The sequence below is a fragment of the Saccharospirillum alexandrii genome (genome assembly GCF_043641555.1).
Classification (GTDB): Bacteria; Pseudomonadota; Gammaproteobacteria; order Pseudomonadales; family Natronospirillaceae; genus Saccharospirillum; species Saccharospirillum alexandrii_A.
Genome location: NZ_JBHZRJ010000003.1, coordinates 18,119 through 44,956 on the forward strand (window position 1 = coordinate 18,119; position 26,838 = coordinate 44,956).

At 58.0% G+C, this 26,838-nt stretch carries 21 protein-coding genes and 2 tRNA genes; 16 read left to right on the forward strand and 7 right to left on the reverse strand.

All coding sequences use genetic code 11. The features are described from left to right. Positions 1 to 65: 65 nt before the first annotated feature. From ACHUE7_RS10460 to ACHUE7_RS10485, 6 genes are all read right to left on the reverse strand, one after another. Positions 66 to 554 carry a GNAT family N-acetyltransferase gene (locus tag ACHUE7_RS10460; RefSeq protein WP_394169906.1) on the reverse strand — a complete coding sequence of 163 codons (489 nt, stop codon included), beginning with the start codon at positions 552 to 554 and terminating at the stop codon, positions 66 to 68. Further along, on the reverse strand, positions 551 to 1,603 hold the full coding sequence (gene gshB / locus ACHUE7_RS10465) for a glutathione synthase (protein ID WP_127560537.1): 1,053 nt from the start codon (positions 1,601 to 1,603) through the stop codon (positions 551 to 553). Before gshB ends, ACHUE7_RS10460 begins: the two co-directional genes overlap by 4 nt. Before the next feature lie 138 nt (positions 1,604 to 1,741). Continuing rightward, positions 1,742 to 2,377 (reverse strand): CDP-alcohol phosphatidyltransferase family protein, encoded by a 636-nt coding sequence (locus tag ACHUE7_RS10470; protein ID WP_394169907.1) that lies wholly within the window; start codon positions 2,375 to 2,377, stop codon positions 1,742 to 1,744. After that, positions 2,370 to 3,008 (reverse strand): ATP-binding cassette domain-containing protein, encoded by a 639-nt coding sequence (locus ACHUE7_RS10475; RefSeq protein WP_394169908.1) that lies wholly within the window; start codon positions 3,006 to 3,008, stop codon positions 2,370 to 2,372. The genes ACHUE7_RS10470 and ACHUE7_RS10475 overlap by 8 nt, the downstream gene beginning before the upstream one ends. 16 nt (positions 3,009 to 3,024) lie before the next feature. Further along, positions 3,025 to 4,734 carry an ABC transporter permease gene (locus ACHUE7_RS10480; protein ID WP_394169909.1) on the reverse strand — a complete coding sequence of 570 codons (1,710 nt, stop codon included), beginning with the start codon at positions 4,732 to 4,734 and terminating at the stop codon, positions 3,025 to 3,027. Beyond that, complete coding sequence (locus ACHUE7_RS10485; RefSeq protein WP_394169910.1) at positions 4,731 to 5,933, reverse strand: ABC transporter substrate-binding protein; 1,203 nt, start codon at positions 5,931 to 5,933, stop codon at positions 4,731 to 4,733. The genes ACHUE7_RS10480 and ACHUE7_RS10485 overlap by 4 nt, the downstream gene beginning before the upstream one ends. Before the next feature lie 296 nt (positions 5,934 to 6,229). Between ACHUE7_RS10485 and glnE the strand changes: the two genes are divergently transcribed. Then, complete coding sequence (gene glnE, locus ACHUE7_RS10490; protein ID WP_394169911.1) at positions 6,230 to 9,070, forward strand: bifunctional [glutamate--ammonia ligase]-adenylyl-L-tyrosine phosphorylase/[glutamate--ammonia-ligase] adenylyltransferase; 2,841 nt, start codon at positions 6,230 to 6,232, stop codon at positions 9,068 to 9,070. Positions 9,071 to 9,246: 176 nt separating this feature from the next. Next, positions 9,247 to 10,245: a branched-chain amino acid aminotransferase gene (locus ACHUE7_RS10495; protein WP_394169912.1), complete on the forward strand. Its 999-nt coding sequence runs from the start codon at positions 9,247 to 9,249 to the stop codon at positions 10,243 to 10,245. A 132-nt stretch (positions 10,246 to 10,377) separates the two neighbouring features. On the opposite strand, the gene ACHUE7_RS10500 is transcribed toward ACHUE7_RS10495, so the two are convergent. After that, positions 10,378 to 10,689, reverse strand: coding sequence for a YhbY family RNA-binding protein (locus ACHUE7_RS10500; protein ID WP_127560551.1), 312 nt, complete (start codon positions 10,687 to 10,689; stop codon positions 10,378 to 10,380). Positions 10,690 to 11,072: 383 nt separating this feature from the next. Between ACHUE7_RS10500 and ftsH the strand changes: the two genes are divergently transcribed. The 14 genes from ftsH to pnp all read left to right on the forward strand — a co-directional run bounded on the left by ftsH (position 11,073) and on the right by pnp (position 26,681). Next, positions 11,073 to 12,995 carry an ATP-dependent zinc metalloprotease FtsH gene (ftsH, locus tag ACHUE7_RS10505; protein ID WP_394169913.1) on the forward strand — a complete coding sequence of 641 codons (1,923 nt, stop codon included), beginning with the start codon at positions 11,073 to 11,075 and terminating at the stop codon, positions 12,993 to 12,995. 81 nt (positions 12,996 to 13,076) lie between these two features. Beyond that, positions 13,077 to 13,931: a dihydropteroate synthase gene (folP, locus tag ACHUE7_RS10510; RefSeq protein WP_394169914.1), complete on the forward strand. Its 855-nt coding sequence runs from the start codon at positions 13,077 to 13,079 to the stop codon at positions 13,929 to 13,931. Positions 13,932 to 13,992: 61 nt separating this feature from the next. Then, positions 13,993 to 15,345, forward strand: coding sequence for a phosphoglucosamine mutase (gene glmM / locus ACHUE7_RS10515; protein ID WP_394169915.1), 1,353 nt, complete (start codon positions 13,993 to 13,995; stop codon positions 15,343 to 15,345). 156 nt (positions 15,346 to 15,501) lie between these two features. Next, entirely contained in the window at positions 15,502 to 16,257 is a 756-nt protein-coding gene (gene tpiA, locus ACHUE7_RS10520; RefSeq protein ID WP_394169916.1) for a triose-phosphate isomerase, read from the forward strand. Between the two features lie 3 nt (positions 16,258 to 16,260). Next, positions 16,261 to 16,602 (forward strand): preprotein translocase subunit SecG, encoded by a 342-nt coding sequence (gene secG, locus ACHUE7_RS10525; RefSeq protein ID WP_181952738.1) that lies wholly within the window; start codon positions 16,261 to 16,263, stop codon positions 16,600 to 16,602. 27 nt (positions 16,603 to 16,629) lie between these two features. Next, positions 16,630 to 16,716 (forward strand) — tRNA-Leu (locus ACHUE7_RS10530). A 135-nt stretch (positions 16,717 to 16,851) separates the two neighbouring features. Next, a tRNA-Met gene (locus tag ACHUE7_RS10535) sits at positions 16,852 to 16,928 on the forward strand. 420 nt (positions 16,929 to 17,348) lie between these two features. After that, positions 17,349 to 17,810, forward strand: a complete 462-nt coding sequence (gene rimP / locus ACHUE7_RS10540; RefSeq protein WP_394169917.1) for a ribosome maturation factor RimP — start codon at positions 17,349 to 17,351, stop codon at positions 17,808 to 17,810. 57 nt (positions 17,811 to 17,867) lie between these two features. Further along, positions 17,868 to 19,367 carry a transcription termination factor NusA gene (gene nusA / locus ACHUE7_RS10545; protein WP_394169918.1) on the forward strand — a complete coding sequence of 500 codons (1,500 nt, stop codon included), beginning with the start codon at positions 17,868 to 17,870 and terminating at the stop codon, positions 19,365 to 19,367. A gap of 19 nt (positions 19,368 to 19,386) precedes the next feature. Continuing rightward, positions 19,387 to 21,975, forward strand: coding sequence for a translation initiation factor IF-2 (gene infB / locus ACHUE7_RS10550; protein WP_394169919.1), 2,589 nt, complete (start codon positions 19,387 to 19,389; stop codon positions 21,973 to 21,975). A gap of 283 nt (positions 21,976 to 22,258) precedes the next feature. Next, a complete protein-coding gene (gene rbfA / locus ACHUE7_RS10555; RefSeq protein WP_394169920.1) occupies positions 22,259 to 22,702 on the forward strand; it encodes a 30S ribosome-binding factor RbfA in 444 nt (147 codons plus the stop codon). A 3-nt stretch (positions 22,703 to 22,705) separates the two neighbouring features. Further along, entirely contained in the window at positions 22,706 to 23,632 is a 927-nt protein-coding gene (truB, locus tag ACHUE7_RS10560) for a tRNA pseudouridine(55) synthase TruB (RefSeq protein WP_394169921.1), read from the forward strand. 308 nt (positions 23,633 to 23,940) lie between these two features. Further along, positions 23,941 to 24,210 (forward strand): 30S ribosomal protein S15, encoded by a 270-nt coding sequence (gene rpsO / locus ACHUE7_RS10565; protein ID WP_127560569.1) that lies wholly within the window; start codon positions 23,941 to 23,943, stop codon positions 24,208 to 24,210. A 326-nt stretch (positions 24,211 to 24,536) separates the two neighbouring features. Beyond that, complete coding sequence (gene pnp / locus ACHUE7_RS10570) at positions 24,537 to 26,681, forward strand: polyribonucleotide nucleotidyltransferase (protein ID WP_394169922.1); 2,145 nt, start codon at positions 24,537 to 24,539, stop codon at positions 26,679 to 26,681. The last annotated feature ends 157 nt before the right edge of the window (positions 26,682 to 26,838 follow it).

Genomic DNA, 26,838 nt, shown 5'->3' on the forward strand with positions numbered 1-26,838 from the left:
CCTCTGCGGGAAAACGGTTAAGGTTGCAAAGGTACGGAATGAACCGGGGTCTGGATGGTTGACGATCAGAGCGTGTGTTGCCAGCGTTGCAGCCATTGCTGGCTGTCGCTGAGAAAGTCACCGGTGTGCACGAAGCCGGTCTGGGCCAATACCGCCTGCGAGGCCAGATTGCCGGTGGCGGTTACGGCAACCACCCGGGCAAGCCTTTGCGCTCGGGCGAAAGCGCACAACCAGCGTACCAGTTCGGTGGCATGGCCCTGGCGGCGCCAGTCGGGGTGAGTGCGGTAACCCAGTTCCACCGTGTTTTTAATGGGTGGACCCTTGAATCCGCCGGCGGCCACGGCTTCATCCCTCCGATACACGCAGGCGGGGCGATACCAGAGCGCCTGTGTTGGCTCGGTCAGTATGTGGTTTTGCAGTTCCAGCAGCAGTGCGGGGTGGCCAAACAGGGAGCGGCACTGCGCTGGCCGGGCCTGCAGTGCTGCGATATCCGCATCTGAAAGCCAGTCGATACGCAATGGCGTATGCGGGTCTGGCCGGTTTATAGGGGTCATTCGTTGTCCAGTAGATCCCGCGAGCGCAGGTCGGACAGGCGCTTCATCAGGTGCTCTAGTTCAGCGTGCTTCTCACGCCGCTCACTGACCCGGTCTTCCAGAAAGTCGATGACCTGCTTCTGCAATTTTACCTTGCTCAGTCGGTTGATGTTGGTGATGCCACCCGGGTTGCAGACGTTGACTTCGAGCAGGCGTTCGCCAATCAGGTCCAGGCCGACAAAGTCGAGGCCATCGGCGACCAGTTTGGGGCCGATTTTACGGCAAACGCGTTTCTGTTCTTCAGTCAGCTTCCAGATGTGGGCACTGCCGCCGGCCTGGATATTGGCGCGAACATCGCCGTCTGCCGGCTTGCGATGGTAAGCGCCAATGGCCTTGCCATTGAGCATGAGCACTCGCACATCACCGTGCTCGGCCCCTTCAATGTAGGCTTGCAGAATGACGTAGTTGTTGCGTTCCCGGTCGATGTAAAAGTCGAGCAAGCTCTTGATGCTCGATTGTGCCGCTTTTTCGAGCACGATGACGCCGTGGCCACCGCTGCCATCCAGAGGCTTAAGAATCCACTTGGCGCGGTCGCTCTCGCGAATGACGCGCAGCAGGTAATCCTTGTTCTTGGAGACATGGGTCTCCGGTAGAAAGTGGTTTTCCGGGTCGTGAAAGGTGGTGGTGTACAGCTTGTTGCTGGCCTTGCGCACGCCGTCGACATCGTTGATGACCAGTGTCTCGTTCTTGACGGCATCGAGAAAGCTCAGAATGGTCGGGTCGATGGGCGGATCCTTGCGAATCATGATGCAGTCGAAGGCATGCAACGGCAGCATTTTCTCGTCGAAACGAATCTTCTTGTACAGCGTGGAGACGCTTTCAGGCACCTTGTCGATCGGTTGAATCACCCGCGAAAAACCGTTGACCACGTTGTTGCGCACGGTCAGGTTCTGCGGGTAGAGCAGCGCTACCTTGTGGCCGCGCGTCAGGCATTCCTGGATCATCACCAGGGTAGAGCTTTTGCCGGGTTCGATGTCTTCCCAGGCGTTGATCAGAAAAGCAATGTACATGGCTTACCCTTTGCGAATAGTCGAAGTTGGCGATTATTGGATGCGAAGCTGCCATCAGCCTAACCCCTCGATGGCCAGGCGGCAACCGGGCCGCGGAGTTTACGGTTTAACCCCGGGGCGCTGCAAAGGCTTTATGCGTCAGACGTCCTGGTGAGTGGTAGTCGAGTCGTCTTTCAGGCTGTGGTAGCCCCCCACCACCCGGGTTGCCGTGGTGATGACGCACAGTCCGAAAAATGCCCAGGCCAGCCCGGAAAAGTAGTCCGGAAACAGGCACATGGCGACCAGAAAGGCGATGGTTTCCGTGCCTTCGGCCAGCCCTTCGAGGTAGTAAAAGCCCTTGCTGGGGTAGGTCATGCTGCTCAGCTTGCGCCGCTCGGCCAGAATGGCATAGGCGAGGAAACTGCTGGCGGTGCCCATAAAGCCCCAGAGCAGAAACGCCGCTGCCAGCGCGTTGTCGGCCGAGTTGGCCAGTGCGAAACCGGCCACTACTGCAGCGTAGAAAATAAAATCCAGCACAATGTCGAGCAGTGCTCCGCCGTCCGTGGCGCCCTGCAGTCGGGCGAGTTCACCATCGAGCCCGTCGGCCAGCCGGTTCAGCAACACCGCGATCAGCGCCAGGGTGTAAAGCTGAAACCCAAGCAGGGGCACCACCAGCATGCCCAGTGCAAAACCGGCCAGGGTGACCTGATTGGCGCGAATGCCCTGTTGGTCGCAGCCTCGGGCCAGCCGTTTAAGCGGGGGTTTGATCAGGGTGAGGGTCCAGCGGTCAAGCATCGAAGGTCTCCAGAGTAATCAGCAGGCCCTGTTCGGGCCGGTCGGCCGGGTCGTGGGTAACCATCAGCGCTGGTATGCCAAGCTCAATGATGCGGCTGAACACCCAGTCCCGGAACTGGCCGCGCAGGTGTTGATCCAGCTTGGAAAAGGGTTCGTCCAGCAAGATCAGGCGCGGTTCGGCCAGCAGGGTGCGCAACAGGCTGATGCGGGCGCGTTGCCCGCCGGACAGGGTGGCGACGTCGCGGCGTTCAAAAGCCGCCAGCCCGGCACTGGCCAGTGCCGAAGCGATGCGCTCGCGCTTTTGCACCCGGTTCAGCTCGCCGGGCAGCGCAAACACCAGATTCTGATAGACGTTCAGGTGCGGGAACAGTAGGTCGTCCTGAAACAAAATGCCGACCTGGCGGTGTTCAATTGGCACACTGAGCAGGCTTTGGCCATTGAGCCGGATGTCGCCGCCCAGTTCAAAAACCGGTGGCAGGGTGCCGGAAATGGCGGCGAGCAGCGTTGATTTGCCGGACCCACTAGGCCCCATGACGGTCCCGATTTGCCCGGGCTCCAGATGCACCGTCAGTGGCTGGAAAAGAGGGCTGTGATTGAGCGCGAGGCTCAGCTGTTCGATGTCGAATGCCATGCGTTGTCCGTTCATGTCAGGTTTGGCTCTGTTGCAGGGCCCGGTGATGCCGGTAGCGCCAGGCAGCGAGCGACAGCGCCAGTGCAAAGCCGATCAGCGGCAGCAACTGCTGCACCAGTGCATAAACCGCCATGCTGCGCCGGTTACTGCCACTGGCCAGACTGACGGCCTCGGTGGTAATGGTGGCAAAGCGTCCGCCGCCGATAAACAGTGTCGGCAGGTACTGGGCGACCGATACCGCAAAGCCGGTGGCCAGGGTATAACCCAGTGGCCGCCACAACTGCCCGAGTTTAATACGCCAGAACGTCGCCAGCCGATGTCCGCTGAGGCTCAGGCCAATCCAGGTGTAGCGCTCGTCATAGGCGCGGTAGGGGCCACTCAGCGTCAGAAAGGTGTAGGGCAGCACGAACACCAGATGCGACCAGACCAGTACCCACCAGCGTCCCCCCAGCTCCAGCCAGGCCAGACTGACCTGAAAGCCGAACAGGAACGCAATTTGCGGCACCAGCAGCGGTAAATACACCACCCAGAGCAAGCGTTGAGCCGTAAAGCCCGGTTTCAGCTGGCGCAACCGTACCTCGTTTTCCAGCGCACCAATCACCAGCACCAGTGCGATGACCGCTGCGCTCAGCCCGGTGCTGAGCGTGAGCCAGAGCGGGTCGATCAGGCGCTCCGGAGCACTGGCCCAGGTGCGGGAGCTAAAAGGATCGGGCCAGAGCCCGGGGAAGCGCCACTGACCGGCAAAGGACCAAAGGATCAGGACGAGCAGCGATCCCAGGTAAAAAAAGGTGCCGGGTATCAGTATCAGTGATGCCCAAAGACGCAAACCCAGCCTCAGACGAGGGCGTTTACCGTTGCCCAGCAGACGCAGACACAGCCATCGCAGGGGGCGTTCCAGATAGTACAAAATGGCCAGCGACAGAACCGTCACCAGCAACAGGGTGGTGGCGGCTGCCGCCCCTGGTAAACGCAGCAGCAGGTCCGGGTCGTTGAACAGACGGGTGGCCATCACGGCCAGGGTCGGTGGCGCGGTAGGGCCGGCAATGAGCGCAATGTCCACAACCGACAGGCTGAAAGCGACCACGGCGTAGAACGGCAGCCGCAAGCGGCCGTAAAGGACGGGCCAGATCAGCGTCAGCCAGACCTTGCCCGGGCGATAGCCCAGGCTGGCACCAAGCCAGAGCGTTTTTTCCACCTTCAGAGCAGGAAGGGACGCCAGCGCCATGAACAACAGAAACGGAATTTCCTTCAGCGCCAGAACCAGCATCAGGCTAAGGCCATAGGGGTCTTTGAACGTCATCCAGTTGGGCGGGTACTCCGGCCAGCCAGTCATCACCTCGAGCCAGCGAACCAGCCAGCCACTGGGGGCGACCAGGAAGCCGATGCCAATGGCAAAGGCGGCATGGGGAACCGACAGGATGGGCGCCAGCATTTTCTCCAGCCGGCGAAAACCCCGGGAAGGGTAAAAGGCCATCAGGATCAACAGGGTAGCGCCCAGTGCCAGAAGGGATGAGCCCAGGCCGGTTAGCACCGACAGGCGCAGGGCCGTTCCGGCGCCCGGGTAGTGCAGCAGATCAACCCAGGGGGCCAACGACAACGAGCGCTGTCCCAGCGCGGGAAACCAGCCGAAGGCGGGTAACCAGGTGCCCGCCAGCCCGACCAGTACCGGTGTTAGAAACGCCAGTAGCAGCAGGCGCGGGAACCAGGGGAGTAACCGGGTGATCAACGTGCGTAACGTTGCTGCCAGGCGCGTTCCAGGGCCGGAACCCAGCTGGCGTCCGGTTCGCGCAGCACGGCGCCGAGCTCATCGGCCGAGAGTGTGGCCACGCCTTCCGGCAGTTGCTCGAACAGTGCCCGGTCGGATTCCGATAGCTTGTCTAGCGCCAGTACCGTGGGGTCACCCCACACCGAGGTATCTGCTTTTTGCGCCTGGGCCTCCGGTGACATCAGGAAATTGGCAACGACCTGGGCCGCTGCTGTGTGGTCGCTGTTGTAGGGGATGCCGACAAAATGAGTGTTGCCGATAGAGCCAGCGTCATGAACGTAGGTACGCACTGTGTCGGGCAGTTCGCCGTTGGCGATGGCATTGCTGGCGTCGTTCGGGTTGAACGACAACGACAGGACAATTTCACCATCGTTCAGCAATTGCGTCATTTCCGGGGCGCCACTGGTAAAGGTCTCTCCGTTGCGCCACATCAGCGGGTGCAGCAGATTCAGATAAGCCCAGAGCGGTTCAGTGACGGTGTCGAAATCGGCGTCATCGACCGGGCTGTACAGGGGTTCCCGATCAGCGGCCAGTTCAAGCAGGGCCTGCTTGAGAAAGGTGGTGCCGTGAAAGGCCGGTGGTGCCGGGTAGGTTACCCGGCCCGGGTTGTCGCGGGCAAAGTCGAGCAGATCGAGCATGGAGCGAGGTGTTTCATCGACGCGCGCCGTATCCGCCATAAACACCAGCTGTGCCATGCCCCAGGGGGCTTCGAGGTTGTCGACCGGGGTGGTGAAGTCAAACAGGGTGGTGGGTTTGTTGTCGGTATCGACCAGGGGGTAGTTCGGCAAATCCTGGGTGAAGGGACCAAACAACAGGTCGTTCTCTTTCATGGCGGCGAAGTTTTCACCGTTGATCCAAACCAGGTCGGCTGCGCCGCCGCTATCGCGACCGGCGGTTTTCTCCGACAGAATCTGGCTGATCGTGGTGCCGATTTCGGCCACTTTCACGTGTTCGAGTGTTACCTCGAACTCGTCTTCAACCCGCTCGGCAGCCCAGCGCAAATAGTCGTTGATGACCTCACTGCCGCCCCAGGCGTGAAAATAGACCGTCTGGCCCCGGGCTTGCTCCAGCGTCTCGGTCCAGCTGGTTTCTGCCAGGGCAGTGCCCGTGGCCAGTGTTGCCGTCAGGGTCGCGGCGAGCGCCCAGCGATGTCGAATCATGCGGTATCCTTTTTAAACTGAGTGATGGAATGGGTAGTCTATGCTGTCGGTCGGAGAGCCCAGTTTCCTGGTACTGCGCCTGTGCGGGTCTCCACCCGATCCCTGCCGGGATAATGGTACCTTAAATAAGAGTCGTACGACGGCCGCGTTTCTTACACTTCTCGATCGCACCTTGAATACCCAGTGCCGTCGTTCAACCCCTTACGCAGTCAGAGTGTCAATCGGATGCAGTTTCCATGCGCTCCCGGTTTTGGCAGTATCCGGTAACCCATCACCTTCAATAAGAGAGAACTGCTGTGACGCCACCTTCCACGCTAGACGCTTCCTTTCAGGATCGGCTTGAACAGGCCAGAACAGCCGGGCTTGAGGCCGATATTGCCCGGCGGCTGGCCAGGACGGCGGTGTGCAGCCCCTGGTTCGATGAGTTGTTGAGCGTCTGCGGCATTACAGAGGTTGCGCGATGGGTCACAGATCCGCAGCCTGCCGACGCTGATTTGGACGCGCTCAGCGCCCACTGGCCACTGGATGACCTGGACCCGGCCAAGGCCGACTTGCGCAACTGGCGCAACCGGCAAATGGCCCGTTTGATGGTGCAGGATGCCAATGGCCAGTCGACAGCCCGGAAAACGGCCCGGGCGGTGTCAGACCTGGCCGATATCGCCATCCGGTGTGCGGTGACCTACGCCGAGGCTCACTGGACTGAGCAATGGGGTGCGCCGGGTCCGTCCCAGTTCGGCGAACAGCATCAAAGCCTGGTTGTGTTGGCTATGGGTAAACATGGCGCGCGCGAGCTGAATTTGTCGTCAGACATTGATCTGATCTTCGCCTTTCCCAGCCAGGGAGAAGTGAGCAACGGGCGCAGCCACGAGGAATTTTTTACCCGGGTCGGGCGCACGGTTATCCAGTTGCTGGATACCCGTACCCCAGAGGGGTTTGTCTTTCGGGTCGACATGAGGTTGCGACCCTGGGGCCAGAGCGGTGCTCTGGTCAGTAATTTTGCTGCCATGCACCATTATTACACCCATCAGGGCCGGGAGTGGGAGCGGTTTGCCATGGTAAAAGCGCGTCCGGTTACCGGTGCGCCGGCGGCACAGGCCGAGTTGGAGCAGGACCTGAAAGCCTTTGTCTATCGTCGCTACGTTGACTTTCACGCGCTGGGCGCACTGCGACGGCTGAAATCAATGATTCAGAAAGAGGTTCGCCGACAGCAACTGGAAGACAACATCAAGCTGGGGCAGGGGGGGATCCGAGAAGTTGAATTCATTGCCCAGGCGTTCCAACTGATACGAGGCGGGCAGGACATTGCCTTGCAGGAGCGCGGCACCTGGCCAGTGCTGTCGATGCTGGCGGATGAGGGCTATTTGCCGGCCGACGTCAGCCGGGAGCTGACGGAGGCTTACGGCTTCCTGCGTGACCTCGAACACCGCATACAGGCGCTGCGCGATGAACAGACGCAGCGCCTGCCGGGGGATGACACCGACCGGGCGCGCCTGGCCTGGTCCATGGGGTGTGATTCGGTTGAGGCCCTGCTGGCGCAACTGGCGCATTACCGTGAGCGGATACACCATCATTTCCAGCAGGTGGTCGCCGAGGATGCCGAATCCGCCCGGGCGCTGAATCCGGACATGGTGGCCCTGTGGCGTGACGGGCGAGTTGAGTCGGCCGACGTTGACAGCCGAGACGCCGAGGCGGTACTGGCCTTTCGCAACGAAGCTGCGGTGAAGCGTTTGCAAGGCCAGGCCCGCGACAACCTGGACCAGGTGATGCCCATGCTGCTGACCGAGTTGGCTGGCAATGACAAGCTGGGCAGCGGGTTCGAGGCATTGCGCCCGATTCTGGAGGCTATTCTGCGGCGGTCGGTGTATTTCGTCCTGTTGGCCGAAAATCCGGACGCGCTGCGCCAGCTGTGCCGACTGGCGCCAGCGTCTCCGTGGATCGCCAACCTTTTCGCCCAGAAACCCTATTTGCTCGATGAGCTGTCCGACCCCGACAGCTTGTACCGCCTGCCGCAGCGTGGCGAACTGACCGATGACCTGCACCAGACGCTGCTGCGGGTGCCTGCGGACGATCTGGAACAGCAAATGGAAGTGCTGCGCCATTTTCGTCATGGCCGGGTATTGCGGGCGGCCGCCTGCGAAGTCGCTGCCATGCTGCCACTGATGAAAATTTCGGATTACCTGGCCTGGGTCGGGGAGGTTGTGGTTGAGCAGGCACTGGCGCTCGCCTGGCAACAGATGGTCGACAAGCACGGGAGGCCCAGCCGCGATAATGGCGACTGGTGTGAACTCGATTTTGGCGTTGTCGCCTACGGCAAGATGGGCGGGCTGGAGCTGTCCTACGAGTCGGATCTTGATCTGGTGTTTCTGCATCAGGCCTCGGCCCAGGGGGAGACCGAAGGCCCGAAGGTGATCGACAACGTGGTCTTTATGGCTCGACTGGGGCAGCGACTGATTCATTTGCTCAGCACCGCGACACCGAGCGGAACCCTCTACGAAGTGGATACCCGGCTGCGACCTTCTGGCAATTCCGGCCTGCTGGTGACCAGCCTGACGGCATTCGAGAAATACCAGAACAGCAAGGCCTGGACCTGGGAGCACCAGGCACTGGTCAGGGCCCGGTTTATTGCGGGCGACCCGGAATTGCAAACGGCGTTTAACGCGGTCCGGCAGAATATTCTGCAGCAGCCCCGAGACCGCGCGACACTGCGCGAAGACGTGATTCAGATGCGCCGGAAAATGGTGGGGCACTTGTCCAGCCAGGCACAGAAGGGCAAGGCGGATGAGGTGTTTCACATCAAGCAAGACCCGGGTGGCATTGTTGACCTGGAGTTTCTGGTGCAGTACCTGGTGCTGGCCTACGCCGACGACCACCCGGAAGTGGCCCGCTGGTCTGACAATGTGCGGTGCATCAAAGCCCTGCGCGAGGCGGGCGTACTGACCGGTGAACAGGCCGACCAGTGGCTCGATGCTTATCTGACCCTGCGCGAGCACACCCATCATGCGGTGTTGTCAGGAACCTCCACAACGGTGCCAGTGGCACAGATGACTCCCGAGCTGGCTCGGGTGCGCGAGCTGATACGGGCGCAGTGGCAACATTGGCTCGGCGCCGAGTCACCGGCCGAGCAGCCACCGCAATGACCGGGTGTTGGCCGGGGTGTCAGGTGAGGAATACAGTGTTGATATCAATGCATGGTGTTCCGGGCCTTTGGCGCTAGAGTCCGGCTCTTAACTTGGCATACAATGAGGCATCGTCGGCTAAGGGTCGACGCCTCGACCACGGGCTTGAATCTGGCCCACAGCATTGGGAATTTGTAATGGCCGCATTTGGTACCGTATTCATGCCGCAGATGGCATTGGCTCAGTATGACAATGGCGCTTGGAGCCAGACCGAGATCGTTTCCTCCAATTCACTGACGCTGCATCCGGGCGCGCACGTATTGCACTATTCCAGTACCTGTTTCGAGGGTCTCAAGGCGTTCCGCCATGCCGACGGTTCGGTCAATATTTTCAGAATGGATGCCAACATTGAGCGCATGGCGCAAAGCAGCCAGTTGCTGAACCTGCCAGCCATCGACAAAGCTCAGCTGAAACAGATGATCATCGATATCGTCGCTCGCTTCAAAGACGGTGTGCCCGAGACGCCGGGGTCCATGTACATTCGCCCAACGCACATAGGCACCGAAGCGGCAATCGGCAAGGCTGCTGCTCCGACCGAGAGTTCACTGCTGTATGTGTTGTTGTCGCCGGTTGGTGACTATTTTGCCGGTGGTGGCAAGGCGCTGTCTCTGCTGCTCGAGGAAGACGGCATGCGCTGTGCCCCGCACATGGGTATGGTAAAGAGCGGCGGCAACTACGCCAGTGCGCTGGGTCCTATTTTGGCGGCCAAATCCCGTCACGATGCGGATCAGGTATTGTTTTGCCCGAATGGCGATGTTCAGGAAACCGGTGCTGCCAACTTTATTCTGATCGATGGCAACGAAATCATCACCAAGAGCCTCGACCGTTCCTTCCTGCACGGCATTACCCGCGATTCGATCCTGACTCTGGCCCGGGACCGGGGCATGACCGTCAGCGAACGCAGCCTGAGTGTGGACGAATTGCTTGAACGCGCGGCCAAGCCAGGTACTGAAGCAGCGTTGTCGGGAACCGCCGCGGTATTGACGCCCGTAGGCACCCTGATTCGCGGTGAGCAGCGATTTTCGGTCGGGTCTGGTGAAGCCGGTGAAACAACCCTTGCCCTGCGTAAGGCGCTGAATCAGGTTCAGTGGGGCGAGTCCGACGATCCGCACGGCTGGCTAACGCCGGTCAAGTAACGGGGTCTGTTCCGGGAGGTTAGTCACCTCACCGGTTCGACGGGGCGCTTACCAAAGTTTTACAACAGGGCAAGCCAGGGTTATACAACGGGGCGGGGACATGGAGGCCGCGCCCGGCAACGCTGACCGGAGTCAGTTGCCGAGCCGGGTCAGGTTGGACAGTTTGGGGTTGGGTTTCTTTGCCTTTCGCAGCAGCAGGGCAACCCGGCCGATGGATTGGATCAGGGTGGCACCGGTTTGCTCGCAGGCAGACTGGATCAGGGCGTTCTTCTGATCACGATCGGCAACATTGACCTTAATCTTGATCAGTTCGTGGTCGTTCAATGCGCGGTCGATCTCGGCCAGCACGGTTTCCGCCAAGCCTTTCTCGGCGATGGTTACCAGCGGGTTCAGATCGTGACCTATGGTACGGTAGCGTTTTCGTTGTTCCTGACTCAAACTCATGGGTGTCTCTCAGACTCAGTTGCTTGCAAAAAACGGCATTGTACTTTAGAACACCCTGCCAAACACAGCCCAACCGGGCAGGAAGCCGGACAAGGCTGCAGATCAATCGGGATGATAGCCCGGTTGTTCTTGCATTTTAATTACTGCACCCCATTATTTCGGTGTGCGAAAAGTCTGTGCCAGTTGGCATTTAAGGCTTGAGGGCAGGTCTTATTCCGAATAGCCGGACAAGTCTGCTGACCGAATTTACGCGTAGATACCGGGCTGATATCACACCATCACGCCGGTGTTGCGCATCCGTCTCTGGCCACCCGAGGGTAGGCTGGGACGGAGACAAACGACCTACGCAGCCTGGCTGCCAACGAGGGTAAAAGTTGAACGATATGGCTAAAAATCTGGTTCTATGGCTGATTATCGCGGCAGTTCTGCTGGCCGTTTTTAACAATTTTGATACGACGGCCACCTCTGAAGAAATGAGCTATTCCCGCTTTGTGCAGCAGGTAGAACAGGATCAGGTGCGGTCTGTGGTCTATCAGGGGCTGACCATTAACGGTGTTCGTCGCGACGGTTCAACGTTCGAGACCGTGCGGCCGCCTTATGTCGATGATTCCGAGCTGATCGACAACATGATCGAGCACAATGTTGAAGTGGAATCCAAGCAGCCAGAGCAGCAAAGCATCTGGTCCCAGCTGCTGGTGGCTGCCTTCCCGATCCTGATCATTCTTGCAGTGTTCATGTTCTTCATGCGCCAGATGCAGGGCGGTGCCGGTGGCGGCAAGGGTCCGATGAGCTTTGGTAAGAGCAAGGCCAAGATGCTCAGCGAAGATCAGATTAAAACCACCTTCGCAGACGTAGCCGGTGTTGAAGAAGCCAAGGAGGACGTTCAGGAGCTGGTCGAATTCCTGCGCGACCCGGGCAAGTATCAGCGTCTGGGTGGCCGCATCCCTCGCGGCGTGTTGATGGTCGGTTCGCCCGGTACCGGTAAGACCCTGCTGGCTAAAGCCATTGCCGGTGAAGCCAAGGTACCCTTCTTCTCGATTTCCGGTTCCGACTTTGTCGAAATGTTTGTTGGTGTGGGTGCATCGCGCGTACGCGACATGTTCGATCAGGCCAAGAAGCAGGCGCCATGCATTATCTTTATCGACGAGATCGATGCCGTAGGGCGTTCTCGTGGCGTTGGCATCGGTGGTGGTAACGATGAGCGCGAACAAACACTGAACCAGTTGCTGGTTGAGATGGACGGGTTTGAAGTGAACGATGGCATCATCGTCATCGCGGCCACCAACCGGCCCGATGTGCTTGACCCGGCGCTGTTGCGTCCCGGTCGGTTCGACCGCCAGGTCGTTGTGGCGTTGCCCGATGTACGTGGCCGTGAACAGATACTGAAAGTTCACATGCGCAAGATTCCGGTGGGTGACGACGTTGATGCGTCGGTGATCGCCCGCGGCACACCCGGTTTCTCGGGTGCAGATCTGGCCAACCTTGCTAACGAGGCGGCGCTCTTCGCGGCGCGCCTCAGTAAGCGCACCGTGTCGATGGAAGAGTTCGACCGGGCGAAAGACAAGATCATGATGGGTGCCGAGCGCAAATCCATGGTCATGTCCGAGAAAGAAAAGATCAATACTGCCTATCACGAGTCCGGCCACGCCATTATTGGCCGGCTGGTACCCGAGCACGACCCGGTCTATAAGGTCAGTATTATCCCGCGTGGTCGTGCCCTGGGCGTGACCATGTACTTGCCTGAAGAAGACCGGTACTCAATCAGCAAGCGTCAGCTGGAAAGCCAGATTTGTTCGCTGTACGGCGGCCGTATTGCCGAAGAAATGACCAACGGCAAGGAAGGTGTGACCACGGGTGCGTCGAATGATATTGAACGGGCGACGCAACTGGCTCGCAATATGGTGACCAAGTGGGGCCTGAGTGAACTTGGCGCCCAGCAGTTTGAAGAAGAACAGCAGGGGTATCTGGGCAGTCAGTCTTCCATGGCCCAGCTGTCGTCGGAAACTGCCCGCGCGGTAGATGCCGAGATCAAGAAAATACTCGACCGGTGTTACAGCGTCGCCAGTGAATTGCTCGAAGCTAACCGCGACAAGCTGGAAATGATGAAAGACGCGCTGATGCATTACGAGACCATCGATGCCGAGCAAATCAACGACATCATGAACGGCAACAAGCCAAGAGCGCCCAAAGGCTGGGACGATCGGGATTCAGGTGGTGGCAAGGCACAATCAGGCGAGCCTGCCGATACCGCGACTGAAACCTCTCAGGACCAGGCTGATCTGGACCGGGATGGCCAGACCGAATAAGCCTCTGGCTCTGCAAGAATTCTGAAACGGCGCTCCGGCGCCGTTTTTTTATGTAAGCAATTGTTTAAAGGAGTCTCCTCCATGACGGGTACTCACGCCAGCGGGTCTGGTTGGTTATTTGGTGATCGTTCTCTGGATCTCAGTGTGACCCGGGTAATGGGTGTGGTGAATGTTACTCCCGACAGTTTTTCAGACGGCGGCCGGTTCATTAAAGCCGACGCCGCCCTGGCCCAGGCGCGGCGTCTGGTGTCGGCCGGTGCCAGTATTCTGGATGTGGGTGGCGAGAGCACTCGTCCGGGTGCCACCCCGGTGAGCGTACAGCAGGAGCTGGATCGGGTTGTGCCCGTGGTTGAGGCGTTGGCCCGAGACACCGAGGTGATCTTGTCGGTCGATACCAGCACCCCGGAAGTCATGCGGGAGGCCGCGCGAGCCGGAGCGCATCTGATTAATGATGTCCGTGCCCTGTCTCGCGAAGGTGCCTTGCAGGCTGCGGTGGAGACCGGCCTGTCGGTCTGTCTGATGCACATGCAGGGTCAGCCCGGCACGATGCAGATGAGTCCGGAATACGATGACGTGGTTGCTGAAGTTGAGCGTTACCTCGATGAGCGTATCGGCGCCTGTGAGGCCGCCGGATTGCAACGTCAGCAACTTTTGGTTGACCCGGGGTTTGGTTTTGGCAAGACACTGGGCCACAATCTCAGTTTATTGAAGCATTTGCAGCGCTTTACCCGCTGGGGTTGCCCGGTGCTGGTGGGGCTGTCGCGCAAATCGATGATTGGCGATGTATTGGGCAAGCCGGTCGATCAGCGCCTTTATGGCAGCCTGGCGGCTGCTGTCGCTGCGGCGATGAACGGCGCGTCCATCGTGCGTGTGCATGATGTGGCGGAAACCGCAGATGCCATTGCCGTGATCAACGCCCTGCACCAGTCGGTGTAGAAAGGCGTCGCGTTTTTGGGGTGGCTATGGCGAACGCACCTGAAACCAAGGAGAAGAACGAGTGAGTCAGGAAAAACGGTATTTTGGCACGGATGGCATACGGGGCCGGGTTGGAAGCGGCGCTATTACTCCTGAATTTTTATTGAAACTGGGCTGGGCGGCTGGCCGGGTGTTCGCCAGTGAAGGGCACAGCAAGATACTGATTGGCAAAGACACCCGCATATCAGGTTATATGTTTGAAGCGGTGCTGGAAGCCGGCTTGTCGGCTGCCGGGTGCGATATCCTGCTGGTCGGGCCAATGCCAACGCCTGCCGTTGCCTATCTGACCCGCGCGTTTCATGCAGATGCGGGCATCGTCATTTCAGCTTCACACAACCCGTACTACGACAATGGCATTAAATTCTTTTCCGCAGACGGCACTAAGCTGCCGGATGACGTTGAGCTGGCCATCGAAGCCGAACTTGAAAAGGTGATGACCACGGCTGAGAGTCACTTGTTGGGTAAGGCACTGCGCATCAACGACGCCGGTGGCCGTTATGTGGAGTTTTGCAAAAGTACGTCGGGCTACCTTAATCTGGATGGCCTGCACATCGTGCTCGATTGCGCCCACGGCGCCACCTATGATGTTGCCCCCAAGGTGTTTCGGGAGTTGGGCGCCCGGGTCAGCCTGGTTGGCGCCACGCCGGACGGCCTGAACATCAATAAGGGCGTGGGTTCAACCCATCCGGCCAGTTTACAGCGAGCCGTGCTCGAGCAGGAGGCTGATCTGGGTATCGCCTTTGATGGCGACGGCGACCGGGTGTTGATGGTCGACAATGAAGGTGAGCTGGTCGATGGTGACGAGTTGCTGTACCTGCTTGCCATTCATCTGCACCGCCAGAATCGTCTGCAGGGGGGTGTAGTCGGTACGCTGATGACCAATCTGGGTCTTGAAGTGGCGCTCAGGAAAGAGGGCATCGAACTGGTTCGGGCACAGGTTGGTGATCGCTATGTGATGGAGCAGTTGCACCAGCGCGGCTGGGTGTTGGGGGGCGAAAATTCCGGACACCTGGTATGCAAGCATGTCACCACCACGGGGGATGGCATTGTCGCCGCATTACAGGTGCTGTGCGCCTTGCAGGCCGCCGACCAGACACTGTCTCAGGCCAAATCCGGTATGCGCAAGTACCCCCAGGTCATGATCAATGTGCAAATGCCGAACAAGATGGATGTTCAGGCGTTGCCTGAAGTGCAGGCCGAGTTGGATGTGCAGGCCGGGGTGTTGGGCGATGCAGGTCGGATTTTGTTGCGACCGTCCGGTACTGAACCACTGGTTCGGGTCATGGTCGAAGGGGAAGACATTGGCCAGGTCAAGCGCAGTTGTGAGCGGTTGGCCGGGGTCGTCAAGGCGGCGGTCGAGGCTGCGGCGGTATAATTTGCCGGAAAAACCACCCCAATTCCACAGAATGGCCTGGTCAGCCACTGGGGTTTATGGGGTAAGCTGTTGTTTTAACCCCGTTTTTTCCAAACAGCCTGTTGCTCGGCCGGTGGAAAGGCAGTACACTCTGCGCCCGATTTAAGGAGGTCAGGCATGCGACGCAAACTGGTAGCCGCAAACTGGAAGATGAATGGCGACAAGGCTGCAAACAGCGCTTTGTTGACGGCATTTGTACAGGGAATCGATACCGCAGCGGTCGATGCTGTTGTGTTTCCTCCTGCTGTGTACCTGGATCAGGTAGCGTCGGCTGTCGCCGGCAGTGGCATTCGATATGGTATTCAGAATGTCCATTCTGCTGAGAAAGGGGCCTATACCGGTGAAATTTCACTGGGAATGGTGAAGGATTTTGGGGCCGACTATGTTTTGGTAGGTCACTCTGAGCGTCGTGAACTCTTCGCTGAAAGCGACAGTGTTGTCGCCGGGAAGGTTCAGGCTGCGCTGGCTGCTGGTGTCGTGCCGATGCTTTGCGTCGGCGAGACGCTCGCCGAGCGCGAAGCTGACCAGACAGAGGCCGTCGTCGGCCGCCAGTTGCAGGCGGTATTGGATATCGTTGGCATTGATGCGTTCGCGACCATTGTTATTGCTTATGAGCCCGTTTGGGCGATAGGCACCGGTAAGACCGCTTCGCCCGAACAGGCTCAGGCGGTACATGCGTTTATTCGAGGTTTGTTGGCGCAGGCGTCCGAGTCTGTTGCCGGGAAGTGCCAGGTGCTCTACGGCGGCAGTGTTAAGGCGTCCAGTGCACAGGAATTGTTTCAGCAACCCGACATTGATGGCGGGCTGGTAGGGGGAGCATCACTGCTCGCCGACGAGTTTGTTGCGATCTGTCAGGCTGCGAAAGGGGTTTAACGAATGGCTATCGAAAATTTGGTGTTGGTGGTTCATGTTCTGCTGGGTCTGGGTGTTGTCGGTTTCGTACTGATTCAGCGTGGCAAGGGCGCCGATGCAGGGGCCTCCTTTGGTGGCGGTGCCTCGCAAACCGTGTTCGGCAGTGGTGGCAGTGCCAACTTTCTGACCCGCACCACCGCCATACTGGCGACCGGTTTTTTTCTGACCAGTTTTGGCCTGGCGTACATTGCCAAGCAAAAAGCAGAAGGTCTTGATGACCTGGGTCTGGATATTCCTGCGGTTGAGCAAACCGAGGAAGCGCCAGTCGCACCCGAACAGAATACTTTGGATATACCGGCCGAGTAAGGAATAGCTCGACCGGGGAACGCTTTTGCCGACGTGGTGGAATTGGTAGACACGCCATCTTGAGGGGGTGGTGGGCTTATGCCCGTGCTAGTTCGAGTCTAGTCGTCGGCACCACTTAAAAGGCCTGTGCGAGCAGGCCTTTTTCTTTTTGGGGGACTTTCCGGGCTTTGCCTTGAAAGTCGGGCGGGGCATCCCTATAATGCCGCCGCCTGAGGAGTGTGAATTCCTCGAAGTTCTATGAAGGTTTATTGCGGGGTGGAGCAGTCTGGTAGCTCGTCGGGCTCATAACCCGAAGGTCGTAGGTTCAAATCCTGCCCCCGCTACCATATGGATAGGTGAAAGTTTCCGTCGATCACGCGGTTTTCACCGAGCAACATACAGGGACAGGTATGTTGTAGGGTCTGCAGACCCTCGGAAGCCAGAGGGCCTTCCGACTCATAGACTGGTCTGCGAGACCACGACTTGAAGCCCCTCCTAGCAGGGGCTTTTTGTTAGCAGTCCGGTCGGTTTTCCGTAGAGCTTTGTGTTTTGAAGCTCACCTGCGTGAACCGCACGAGTGCGGAACCGTTGGGATCTCAGTGTTATCGATCTGGGCCTGCGGAGCCAACGGAAGGCGTTGGTTCCAAAGTTGCCCTTTTTTTGGCTCTGAAAAAGTCAACTTAGGGCACGACATCATCGAATAGACGTCAGTGGCGGCGCCACTGGCAACAGGCAGTCCCGGAAACCGGGCTCACAGAGGGGTTTGAATGGCAAAGGTCGACGAACTGAATGCAATGCTGGAACCGGTGATTACCGGTCTGGGTTTTGTATTCTGGGGTCTGGAGTTTTCAGCACAGGGCAAACACAGCACCCTGCGCGTGTACATTGATCACGAAGCGGGGATCAATGTGGATCAGTGCGCGGAAGTGAGCCGCCAGATCAGCGCGGTGATGGATGTTGAAGACCCGATCAGTCAGAACTACACCCTGGAGGTTTCCTCCCCGGGTATGGATCGTCCTTTGTTCAGTCTGGATCAGTTTTCAGCGTATCTGGGTGAGTGGGTTCAGGTGCGTTTGCGTGCGCCGTTTGAAGGGCGTCGTAAATTCAAAGGTGTACTGTCCGCGATAGAGGATCAGGACATCTGCGTGACCGTTGATGGTATGGACTATTTGTTGCCGATCGAAAGCATCGACAAAGCCAGCCTGATACCGAACTTTGACAAGCAATAAACCGATTAACCGAAAGGAAAGCCCGGTCAACCGCCCGGCAAACAAGAGGCTGAGACGATGAGTAAAGAAATTCTCCTGGTCGTGGACGCAGTAGCGAATGAGAAAGGTGTGTCCCGAGAGGTCATCTTTGATGCCATGGAGCTGGCTCTGGCAGCCGCTGCCAAGAAGCGCTTCGACGAAGATGAAGAAGGCGAGATCGACATTCACGTTGTGATCGACCGCAAGACCGGTGAGTACCAGACCTTTCGTCGCTGGACTGTGATGGGAAATGATGGCGTTCCGACCCTGGGTTGCGAATGGACTACTCAGGAAGCCCATGAAGTCGACAAGACATTGCAAGAGGGCGACACCTACGAAGAGGTGATCGAGAACGCTGAATTTGGCCGCATCAGCGCCCAGGCAGCGAAGCAGATCATTGTACAGAAAGTGCGTGAAGCCGAGCGGGCAAAAATTGTTGAGCAATACCGTGAGCGTGTCGGTGAGATGGTGTTGGGTACGGTCAAGAAAGTGACTCGTGACAACATTATTGTCGACCTGGGTAACAACGCCGAAGCCGTAATGCCGCGTGAATCTGTGATCGGGCGTGAAACCTTCCGCATTGGTGACCGGGTGCGCGCTGTGTTGCAGGACATTCGTGCTGAAGGCCGTGGCCCGCAGCTCGAACTGAGCCGTGCCAGCAACGACATGCTGATCGAACTGTTCCGCATTGAAGTGCCGGAAATTCAGGAAGAAGTGATCGAAATTCGTGGTTGTGCCCGTGACCCTGGCTCTAGAGCCAAGATTGCGGTGAAAACCAATGACGGTCGTATCGACCCGGTGGGTGCCTGTGTCGGTATGCGCGGTTCGCGAGTGCAGGCGGTATCGAACGAACTGAACAATGAGCGCGTCGACATCATTTTGTGGGACGACAACCCGGCCCAACTGGTGATTAACGCCATGGCACCGGCTGAAGTAGCCTCCATCGTGATGGATGAAGATACCAACACCATGGATGTCGCGGTTGCCGCCGACAACCTGGCCATTGCCATTGGCCGCAGTGGACAGAACGTACGGCTTGCCAGTGAACTGACTGGCTGGGTGATCAACGTGATGACCGAGGAAGAAGCCGACGAGAAACAGGAAGAGGAAGCCGGTCGCCTGGTTACCTATTTTGAAGAGAAGCTGGATGTCGATGAAGACATTGCTGCCATTCTGGCAGAGGAAGGCTTCACCACACTGGAAGAGGTCGCTTACGTACCTCTAGAGGAAATGCTTGGCATTGAAGGGTTTGACGAAAACATCGTGACCGAACTGCGTCAGCGCGCAAAAGACATGTTGCTGACGCTGGAACTGGCGAGTGAAGAGCAACTGGATTCCGCAACACCCAGTGACGACTTGCTGAGCCTGGACGGCATGGATGAACACCTGGCCCGCCTGTTGGCGAGCAAAGGCATCGCCACGATGGAAGATCTAGCGGAACAGAGTATCGATGACCTGATGGACATCGATGATATGGACGAGGAACGGGCTGGCCAATTGATTATGGCAGCACGGGCACCTTGGTTTGAGAATGAGTAATCACGGGTAGGAGGAATCCATGGCAGAAGTCACCGTTAAACAACTGGCGGAAAGCGTTGGTACACCCGTTGATCGTTTATTGAAACAAATGAGCGATGCTGGTCTGCCGCAAAAGTCTGAGGGCGAAGCGGTTAATGATGACCAGAAGCAGACACTGTTGACGTATTTGAAAACAAGTCACGGTGAAGACAGCGGAGCCCCCAAGAAGATCACGTTGAAGCGCAAAGTCACCACCACGTTGAAAACCAGTGGTGGCGGTCGCGGCAAGACGGTCAATATCGAAGTGCGCAAGAAGCGTACTTACATGAAGCGCGATGCCGTTGAAGGCAGCGGCGATGCAGCACCGACTGAAACGCCGGCCCCTGTGGCGACTGCCGATACGTCGGCCAGTCGTCGTGCCGAAGAAGACGCGAAACTCGAAGCAGCACGGGCACGTGCCGCCGAAGAGAAGGCGCGTGAAGAAACGGCAAAACGCGAGGCTGAAAAGGCACGCACTTCAAAAGTACAACCGAAGAAAGTTGAGGAAGAGGTTGATCCGCAACTGGCGGTCGCGGACGCCGAGGCCAAAATGGCCAAGGAAGATCGCACCACCGACAAGAAAAAGCACAAGACGGCTGAACGCCCGATGCGGGTCGACGATGGCCCGGCTGCAGACAGCCGCAAGGCCGGTCACAAGAAGGGCGGCAAGAAAGCGGAAGTGGCGCAGCGCGTTAACACCGGTCGTGGCGGCAACAAGCATCAGCAGATGCTGTCGGCACTGGACGATGGAGATGGCATGGGCCGTCGTCGTCGCGCCAAGCGTGGTGGTAACAAGAAGCGTGACCACCAGTTTGAGCGTCCGACCGCACCCGTAGTGCGCGAAGTGCAACTGGGTGAAGCCATCACCGTGGCTGAACTGGCCAGTCAGATGTCGGTTAAGGCCGCTGAAGTGGTCAAGATCCTGTTCAAGATGGGCGTTATGGTGACGGTTAACCAGGCCATCGATCAGGACACCGCGATTCTGGTGATCGAGGAAATGGGGCACAAGTATACCGTGGTGAATGAAAACGCCATGGAAGACGATGTGATGGAGGTCAGCTACAGCGGTGAAGAGTCACCTCGCGCACCTGTTGTAACCGTCATGGGTCACGTTGACCACGGTAAGACAAGCTTACTCGACCATATTCGTCGTACTCGTGTTGCATCCGGTGAGTCTGGTGGTATTACCCAACACATCGGTGCATACCACGTTGAAACCGACAAGGGCATGATCACCTTCCTGGATACTCCCGGACACGCGGCCTTTACCGCTATGCGTGCCCGCGGTGCCAAGGCAACGGACGTGGTGATTCTGGTTGTTGCCGCAGACGACGGTGTGATGCCGCAGACCGAAGAGGCGGTTCAACACGCCCGTGCGGCCGGCGTTCCTCTGATCGTGGCCATCAACAAGATGGACAAGGAAGCGGCCGACCCGGACCGGGTGATCAACGAGCTGTCTCAGCGCGATGTTATTCCCGAGTCCTGGGGTGGTGACACCCAGTTTGTTCAGGTGTCGGCGCATACCGGTCAGGGCATCGATGAGCTGCTCGATGCGGTTCTGTTGCAGGCCGAAGTGCTTGAGCTAAAAGCACACCACGAAGGCCCGGGTAAGGGTACCGTCGTGGAATCGAGCCTCGACAAGGGCCGTGGCGCTGTTGCCACTGTTCTGGTTCAGTCCGGTCGTTTGAAGAAGGGCGATGTGGTTCTGGCCGGTACTTTCTACGGTAAAGTGCGTGCTTTGTTGGATGAAACCGGCAAACAGATCGAGGAAGCTGGCCCGTCCATTCCGGTCGAGATTCTCGGCCTGAACGGTACGCCGGATGCCGGTGACGAGTTTGTGGTGTCGGAAAGCGAGCGTTCAGCCCGTGAAGTCGCCGAGATGCGCTCCATGCGCACCAAGGAGTCGGCACATGCCCAGCAGCAGGCGGCGAAACTCGACGCTCTGTTCCAGGGTATGGGTTCCGAAGACAAGAAGGTGCTGAACGTCGTACTGAAGACCGACGTTCGCGGCTCACTCGAAGCCCTGACCGCTTCATTGCAGAAACTGGGCAACGAAGAAGTGAAGGTGAACGTGATTGCCAGCGGCGTGGGTGCGATTTCAGAATCCGATGCTAACCTCGCGATTACCTCGCAGGCGGTTGTCTTCGGTTTCAACGTACGCGCCACCGGTAAAGCCCGGACAGTGATCGAGCAGGCAGGTCTGGATCTGCGTTACTACAACGTGATCTACAATCTGATCGATGATGTCAAAGCCGCACTGAACGGTCTGTTGTCGCCTGATCTGCGTGAAGAGATTGTCGGCCTTGCCGAAGTACGTGATGTCTTCAACTCGCCCAAGTTCGGGCAAGTGGCCGGCTGTATGGTCATCGAAGGCAGCATGCACCGCAGCAAGCGCATTCGCGTACTCCGTGACGAAGTGGTCATCTATGAAGGCGAGCTGGAATCCCTGCGTCGCTTCAAAGACGATGTCCAGGAAGTTCGTCAGGGCATGGAATGCGGTATTGGCGTCAAGAACTACAATGACGTTAAAGCCGGTGACAAGATCGAAGTCTTTGATGTTAAGGAATTTGCGCGCACCATCGATGATTGATGCGCCCTGAGTTCCTGACAACCCCGGCTTGTCCGGGGTTGTCTGTTTTATAGAGGTACGTTTCGGCGTTTGGTTTTGCTTTGGTGCCAGGAGCTCGTGCCAGTAACCGGGTGTACCCAACCGGGGTCGGCGTGAACCCTTCCATGGGGCCTAGACCGTAGCATCCATGCTACGGACTTCCCCGGTTGGGTACACCCGGCACCTGGCACTTAACCAGGTGCAAACGCCGAATCTTGAGTTATAAAAACAGAGTTATTTCCCCTATTCGCAAGAGGGCCGCATCATGGCCAAAGAAAACAGTCGTATCCGGCGCATTGCCGACCAGATGCAGCGTGACCTGTCGGTGATTATCCAGCAGGAAGTGAAGGACCCGCGCCTCGGCATGGTGACCCTGAACGACGTTAAGGTCAGCAAGGATTTGTCCTACGCCGACATCTATTTTACCTGCATGGTATTCGGCGAAAGTGCCGAAGCCGATATTGAACGCAGTGAGCAGGAAGCCGTGCTGAACAAGGCCTCAGGCTTTTTACGCACGATACTGGCACGCGAGCTCAAACTGCGGGTTATGCCGCTGCTGCGCTTTCACTACGACCCAACACTGGAGTCGGGTGCGCGCCTGTCCGGCCTGATCAACGAAGCCGTGCGTCAGGATAAAGCCAGAAACATCGACGACGCTGCTGATGAAGACTCTTCAGACGAGCAGTCTTCAGATAAAGACCCGTCCTGATTCATGGCACGTCGCAGAAAAGGACGCGCCATCGACGGCGTCATCTTGCTGGACAAGCCATCGGACTGGTCTTCAAACGGTGTGCTGCAAAAGGTGCGCTGGTTGTTCCAGGCGCAAAAAGCCGGTCACACCGGAGCACTGGACCCGTTGGCAACGGGTCTGTTGCCCCTCTGCCTGGGTGAAGCGACCAAATTTACCCGTTTTTTACTGGAAGCCGATAAGGCCTATCGAGCGGTTGCCAAACTGGGCGAACGTACCGATACCCTTGATGCCGAAGGCGAAGTCACCGAAACCCGCCCGGTGCCCGAACTCGATTTTGCTGAGATAGAGGCGCTGCTGGCAGAGCGCTTTACCGGCGATATCGAACAGATTCCTCCCATGTATTCTGCGCTCAAGCGGGATGGCAAAAAGCTCTATGAGCTGGCCCGTGAAGGCAAGCACATAGAGCTAGAGCCTCGGCCGGTGACCATATTCAGCCTGACGCTGGTCAGTCTGACGGATGATGAGCTGGTATTGGACGTGCACTGCTCCAAAGGCACTTACATCCGAACCCTGGTCGATGACATCGGCCAGGCCCTCGGCTGCGGCGCACACATCACGGCGCTACGACGCACCAAGCACGGCCAGTTCTCACTGGACAACGCCGTGCCGCTGGATGCGCTGATCAGCGAACAGGAAGCAAAGGGCCCCGAAGCCCTCGACCTGCACCTCTTCAGCCTTGACGACCTGCTTGTCGACCTGCCTGTCATCACCCTTACCGAAGGCCAGACACGGCGCTTCAGCCACGGCAACCCTGTCAGCGATGGCCTGGACCTTAAGCCAGGGCAATATCGCGTCAAAGACGACGACAGTGGTCGTTTTCTTGGTGTGGGAGAGGTGGTGGCTGATAGTCTTCTACAACCATTACGGTTGGTCGCCAGCGGATCATAGAGCAGGTGAGTAAAGCCACCAAAGACGAGCGGAGGGTGTCGGTTATGCCTCTGTGGGGGAGTCCACAACATGGATGTTGTGGTCTAGGCCCCATGGACGGGTCTACGCCGACCCCACAGAGGCATAACCGGCAGCCTCCGCGGACCACAGCTACAGAACTGTCCCAGCCACGGCACCGCTTTGTTCCTGGTGAAGTGTCATGTATAATCCCGCCCGGTTTTGGCCTTTGCGGCCGGGGCTGGAATGTCACTGTTAATATGCACGGTGGCCATTTCACATTGAACGCATATTCGTGGAGAGTTTGTACCATGGCATTAACTGTCGAGCAAAAAGCAGAATTGGTAAAAGAATTTGGTGGCAGCGAGAGCGACACCGGTTCACCCGAAGTCCAGGTTGCCCTGCTGACCAAGAACATTGAAGGTCTGCAGAGCCACTTTAAAGAGCACGGTAAAGATCACCACTCGCGTCGTGGTCTGATTCGCATGGTAAACCAGCGTCGTAAGCTGCTGGATTACCTGAAGCGCAAAGACGTTTCCCGTTACGCCAGCCTGATCAAGCGTCTCGGTCTGCGTCGCTAAGCTTAAGCTTCGTGTTACAAGGGCTCCTGTCAGGAGCCCTTGTCATTTCTGCACTATGCTCCCTGTTTGCCTCGCAGGTTGCTAAACTTCCCCTCGCTGTTGACTGGTCTGCTGGTGCCTGGCGCCTGTAGCATGGCCAAATGGCAGTGAAACATCAGGACCACCGTGAACAACGATATCTTCCCAGTGCCGGGTACAACCCGCCTGAGGAGCTTCTATCACTGGGCTTTGCAGCGCCTATGAAGCGCAAACGCAAAGCCCAGTGATAGAAGCATCGTTGGGATCGGCGTCCATTTTTGACAATGATCGATCATAAGGAGACTCCATTGAGTCATTTAACACCCAAATCACACAGCTTCGAGTTTGGTGGCAAAACTGTCACTCTGGAAACCAACCGCGTCGCCCGTCAGGCCACCGGTGCCGTTCTGTGTACCATCGATGAGACTGTTGTACTGGCCACCGTGGTTGCCGTGAAAGAAGCCCGCCCGGATCAGCCGTTTTTCCCGTTGTCGGTGCATTATCAGGAAAAATACTATGCTGCTGGCAAAATTCCTGGTGGTTACCTGAAGCGTGAAGGCCGTCCTTCTGAGAAAGAGACGCTGACCTCGCGTCTGATCGACCGTCCGATTCGTCCGTTGTTCCCCAAAGGCTTCATGAACGAAGTTCAGGTTGTGCTGAATGTCGTCTCTGCCAATAAAGAAGACGATCCGGATATCTGTGCCATGCTGGCAACTTCTGCGGCCCTGGCCATCTCCGGTGTACCTTTTGCCGGTCCGATCGGCGCGGCACGCGTCGGCTACACCGACGACGAAGGGTATCTGCTGAACCCGACTTACACCCAGCTGAAAACCTCACGCCTGAACATGGTCGTCGCCGGCACGAAAGACGCGGTGCTGATGGTTGAATCCGAAGCCGATGAGCTGACTGAAGACCAGATGCTGGGCGCGGTGTTGTATGCCCATGAAGAATACCAGAAGGCCGTTGCCGCCATTGATGCCTTCGCAACTGAAAACGGCAAGCCCAAGTGGGAGTTCACCCCTGCGGCCGAGAAGACCGATCTGATCGCGCAGATCAGCAGCCAGTACGGTACGCGCATTGCCGATGCCTACCAGGTGTCTGACAAGATGGAACGTTATGGCGTGCTGTCGGCGTTGAAAACCGAGGTCGTTGAAGCACTGGCCGGTGATGAAGAAGGTCAGCCTTCCGCCGATGATGTCAAAGGTGTGTTCGCCAAGATCGAGAAGCAACTGGTTCGCGCCCGCATCGTTAAGGGTGAGCCGCGTATCGATGGCCGTGACAACAAGACCGTTCGTCCGATTGAAGTCGAAGTCGGCGTTCTGCCAAGTGCTCACGGTTCTGCGCTGTTTACGCGTGGTGAAACCCAGGCACTGGTTGCGGTTACCCTCGGTACCCTGCGCGATGGCAAAATGGAAGACATGTTGCACGGCACCATGACCGACAATTTCATGTTCCACTACAACTTCCCTCCGTTCAGCGTCGGTGAAGCGGGTCGTATGGGTGGCGTAGGCCGTCGTGAGATTGGTCACGGTCGTCTGGCCAAGCGCGGCATTTTGTCGCTGGTGCCGAACGAAGAGACGTTCCCGTACGCCATGCGTGTCGTGTCTGAGATCACTGAATCGAACGGTTCATCGTCAATGGCCTCTGTGTGTGGTGCCTCTCTGGCGATGATGGACGCTGGTGTACCCATCAAGCGTCCGGTGGCCGGTATTGCCATGGGCCTGGTCAAGGAAGGTGATGACTTTGCCGTCCTGACCGACATTTTGGGCGATGAAGACCACCTCGGCGACATGGACTTTAAAGTCGCTGGTACCGATGTTGGTGTGACGGCATTGCAGATGGACATCAAGATCCAGGGCATTACCGAGCAGATCATGGAAATCGCACTGGAGCAGGCACACGCAGCCCGCACCCACATTCTGGGTGAAATGGCGCATGTGATCTCCAGCTCGCGTACTGAGCTGTCTGACAACGCCCCGACCATGGACACCATGAAAGTCGATACCGACAAGATTCGTGACGTGATCGGCAAGGGTGGCGCAACCATTCGCGCCATCGTTGAAGAAACCGGCGCCCAGGTCGACATTCAGGACGACGGCACCGTACGCCTGTACGCCCCGACCAAAGAGTCTGCCCTGGCCGCGCGCAACAAGATCCTGTCGATCGTGACCGAGCCGGAACCCGGTTCTGTATACCAGGGCAAGGTGGTGCGGATCGCTGATTTTGGCGCATTCGTGCAGTTCTTGCCGGGTAAGGATGGTTTGGTGCACATCTCCCAGATCGCCGATCGCCGCATTGCCAAGGTGACAGACGAGATCAACGAAGGCGATACCGTCATCGTCAAGATTCTCGATGTCGACAACCGTGGCCGGGTCAAGCTGTCCATGCGTGAAGTGACCGCTGAAGAGAAGGCAGGCTTCGAAGACGCTGACGCTGTCATCGTCGAAGAATAACCACCGGCTTAATTGAGCCCAATGCAAAGCCCCGACTGGTTCGGGGCTTTTTTATGGGTGAACGCGCGACGCAAGCGCCGCCCTGACGAAGCTCCGGCCCGGTGTAAAGGCGTTTAAGGCGGTTGCGCACCGGCTCATCCAGTGGTTGAATGTCGGA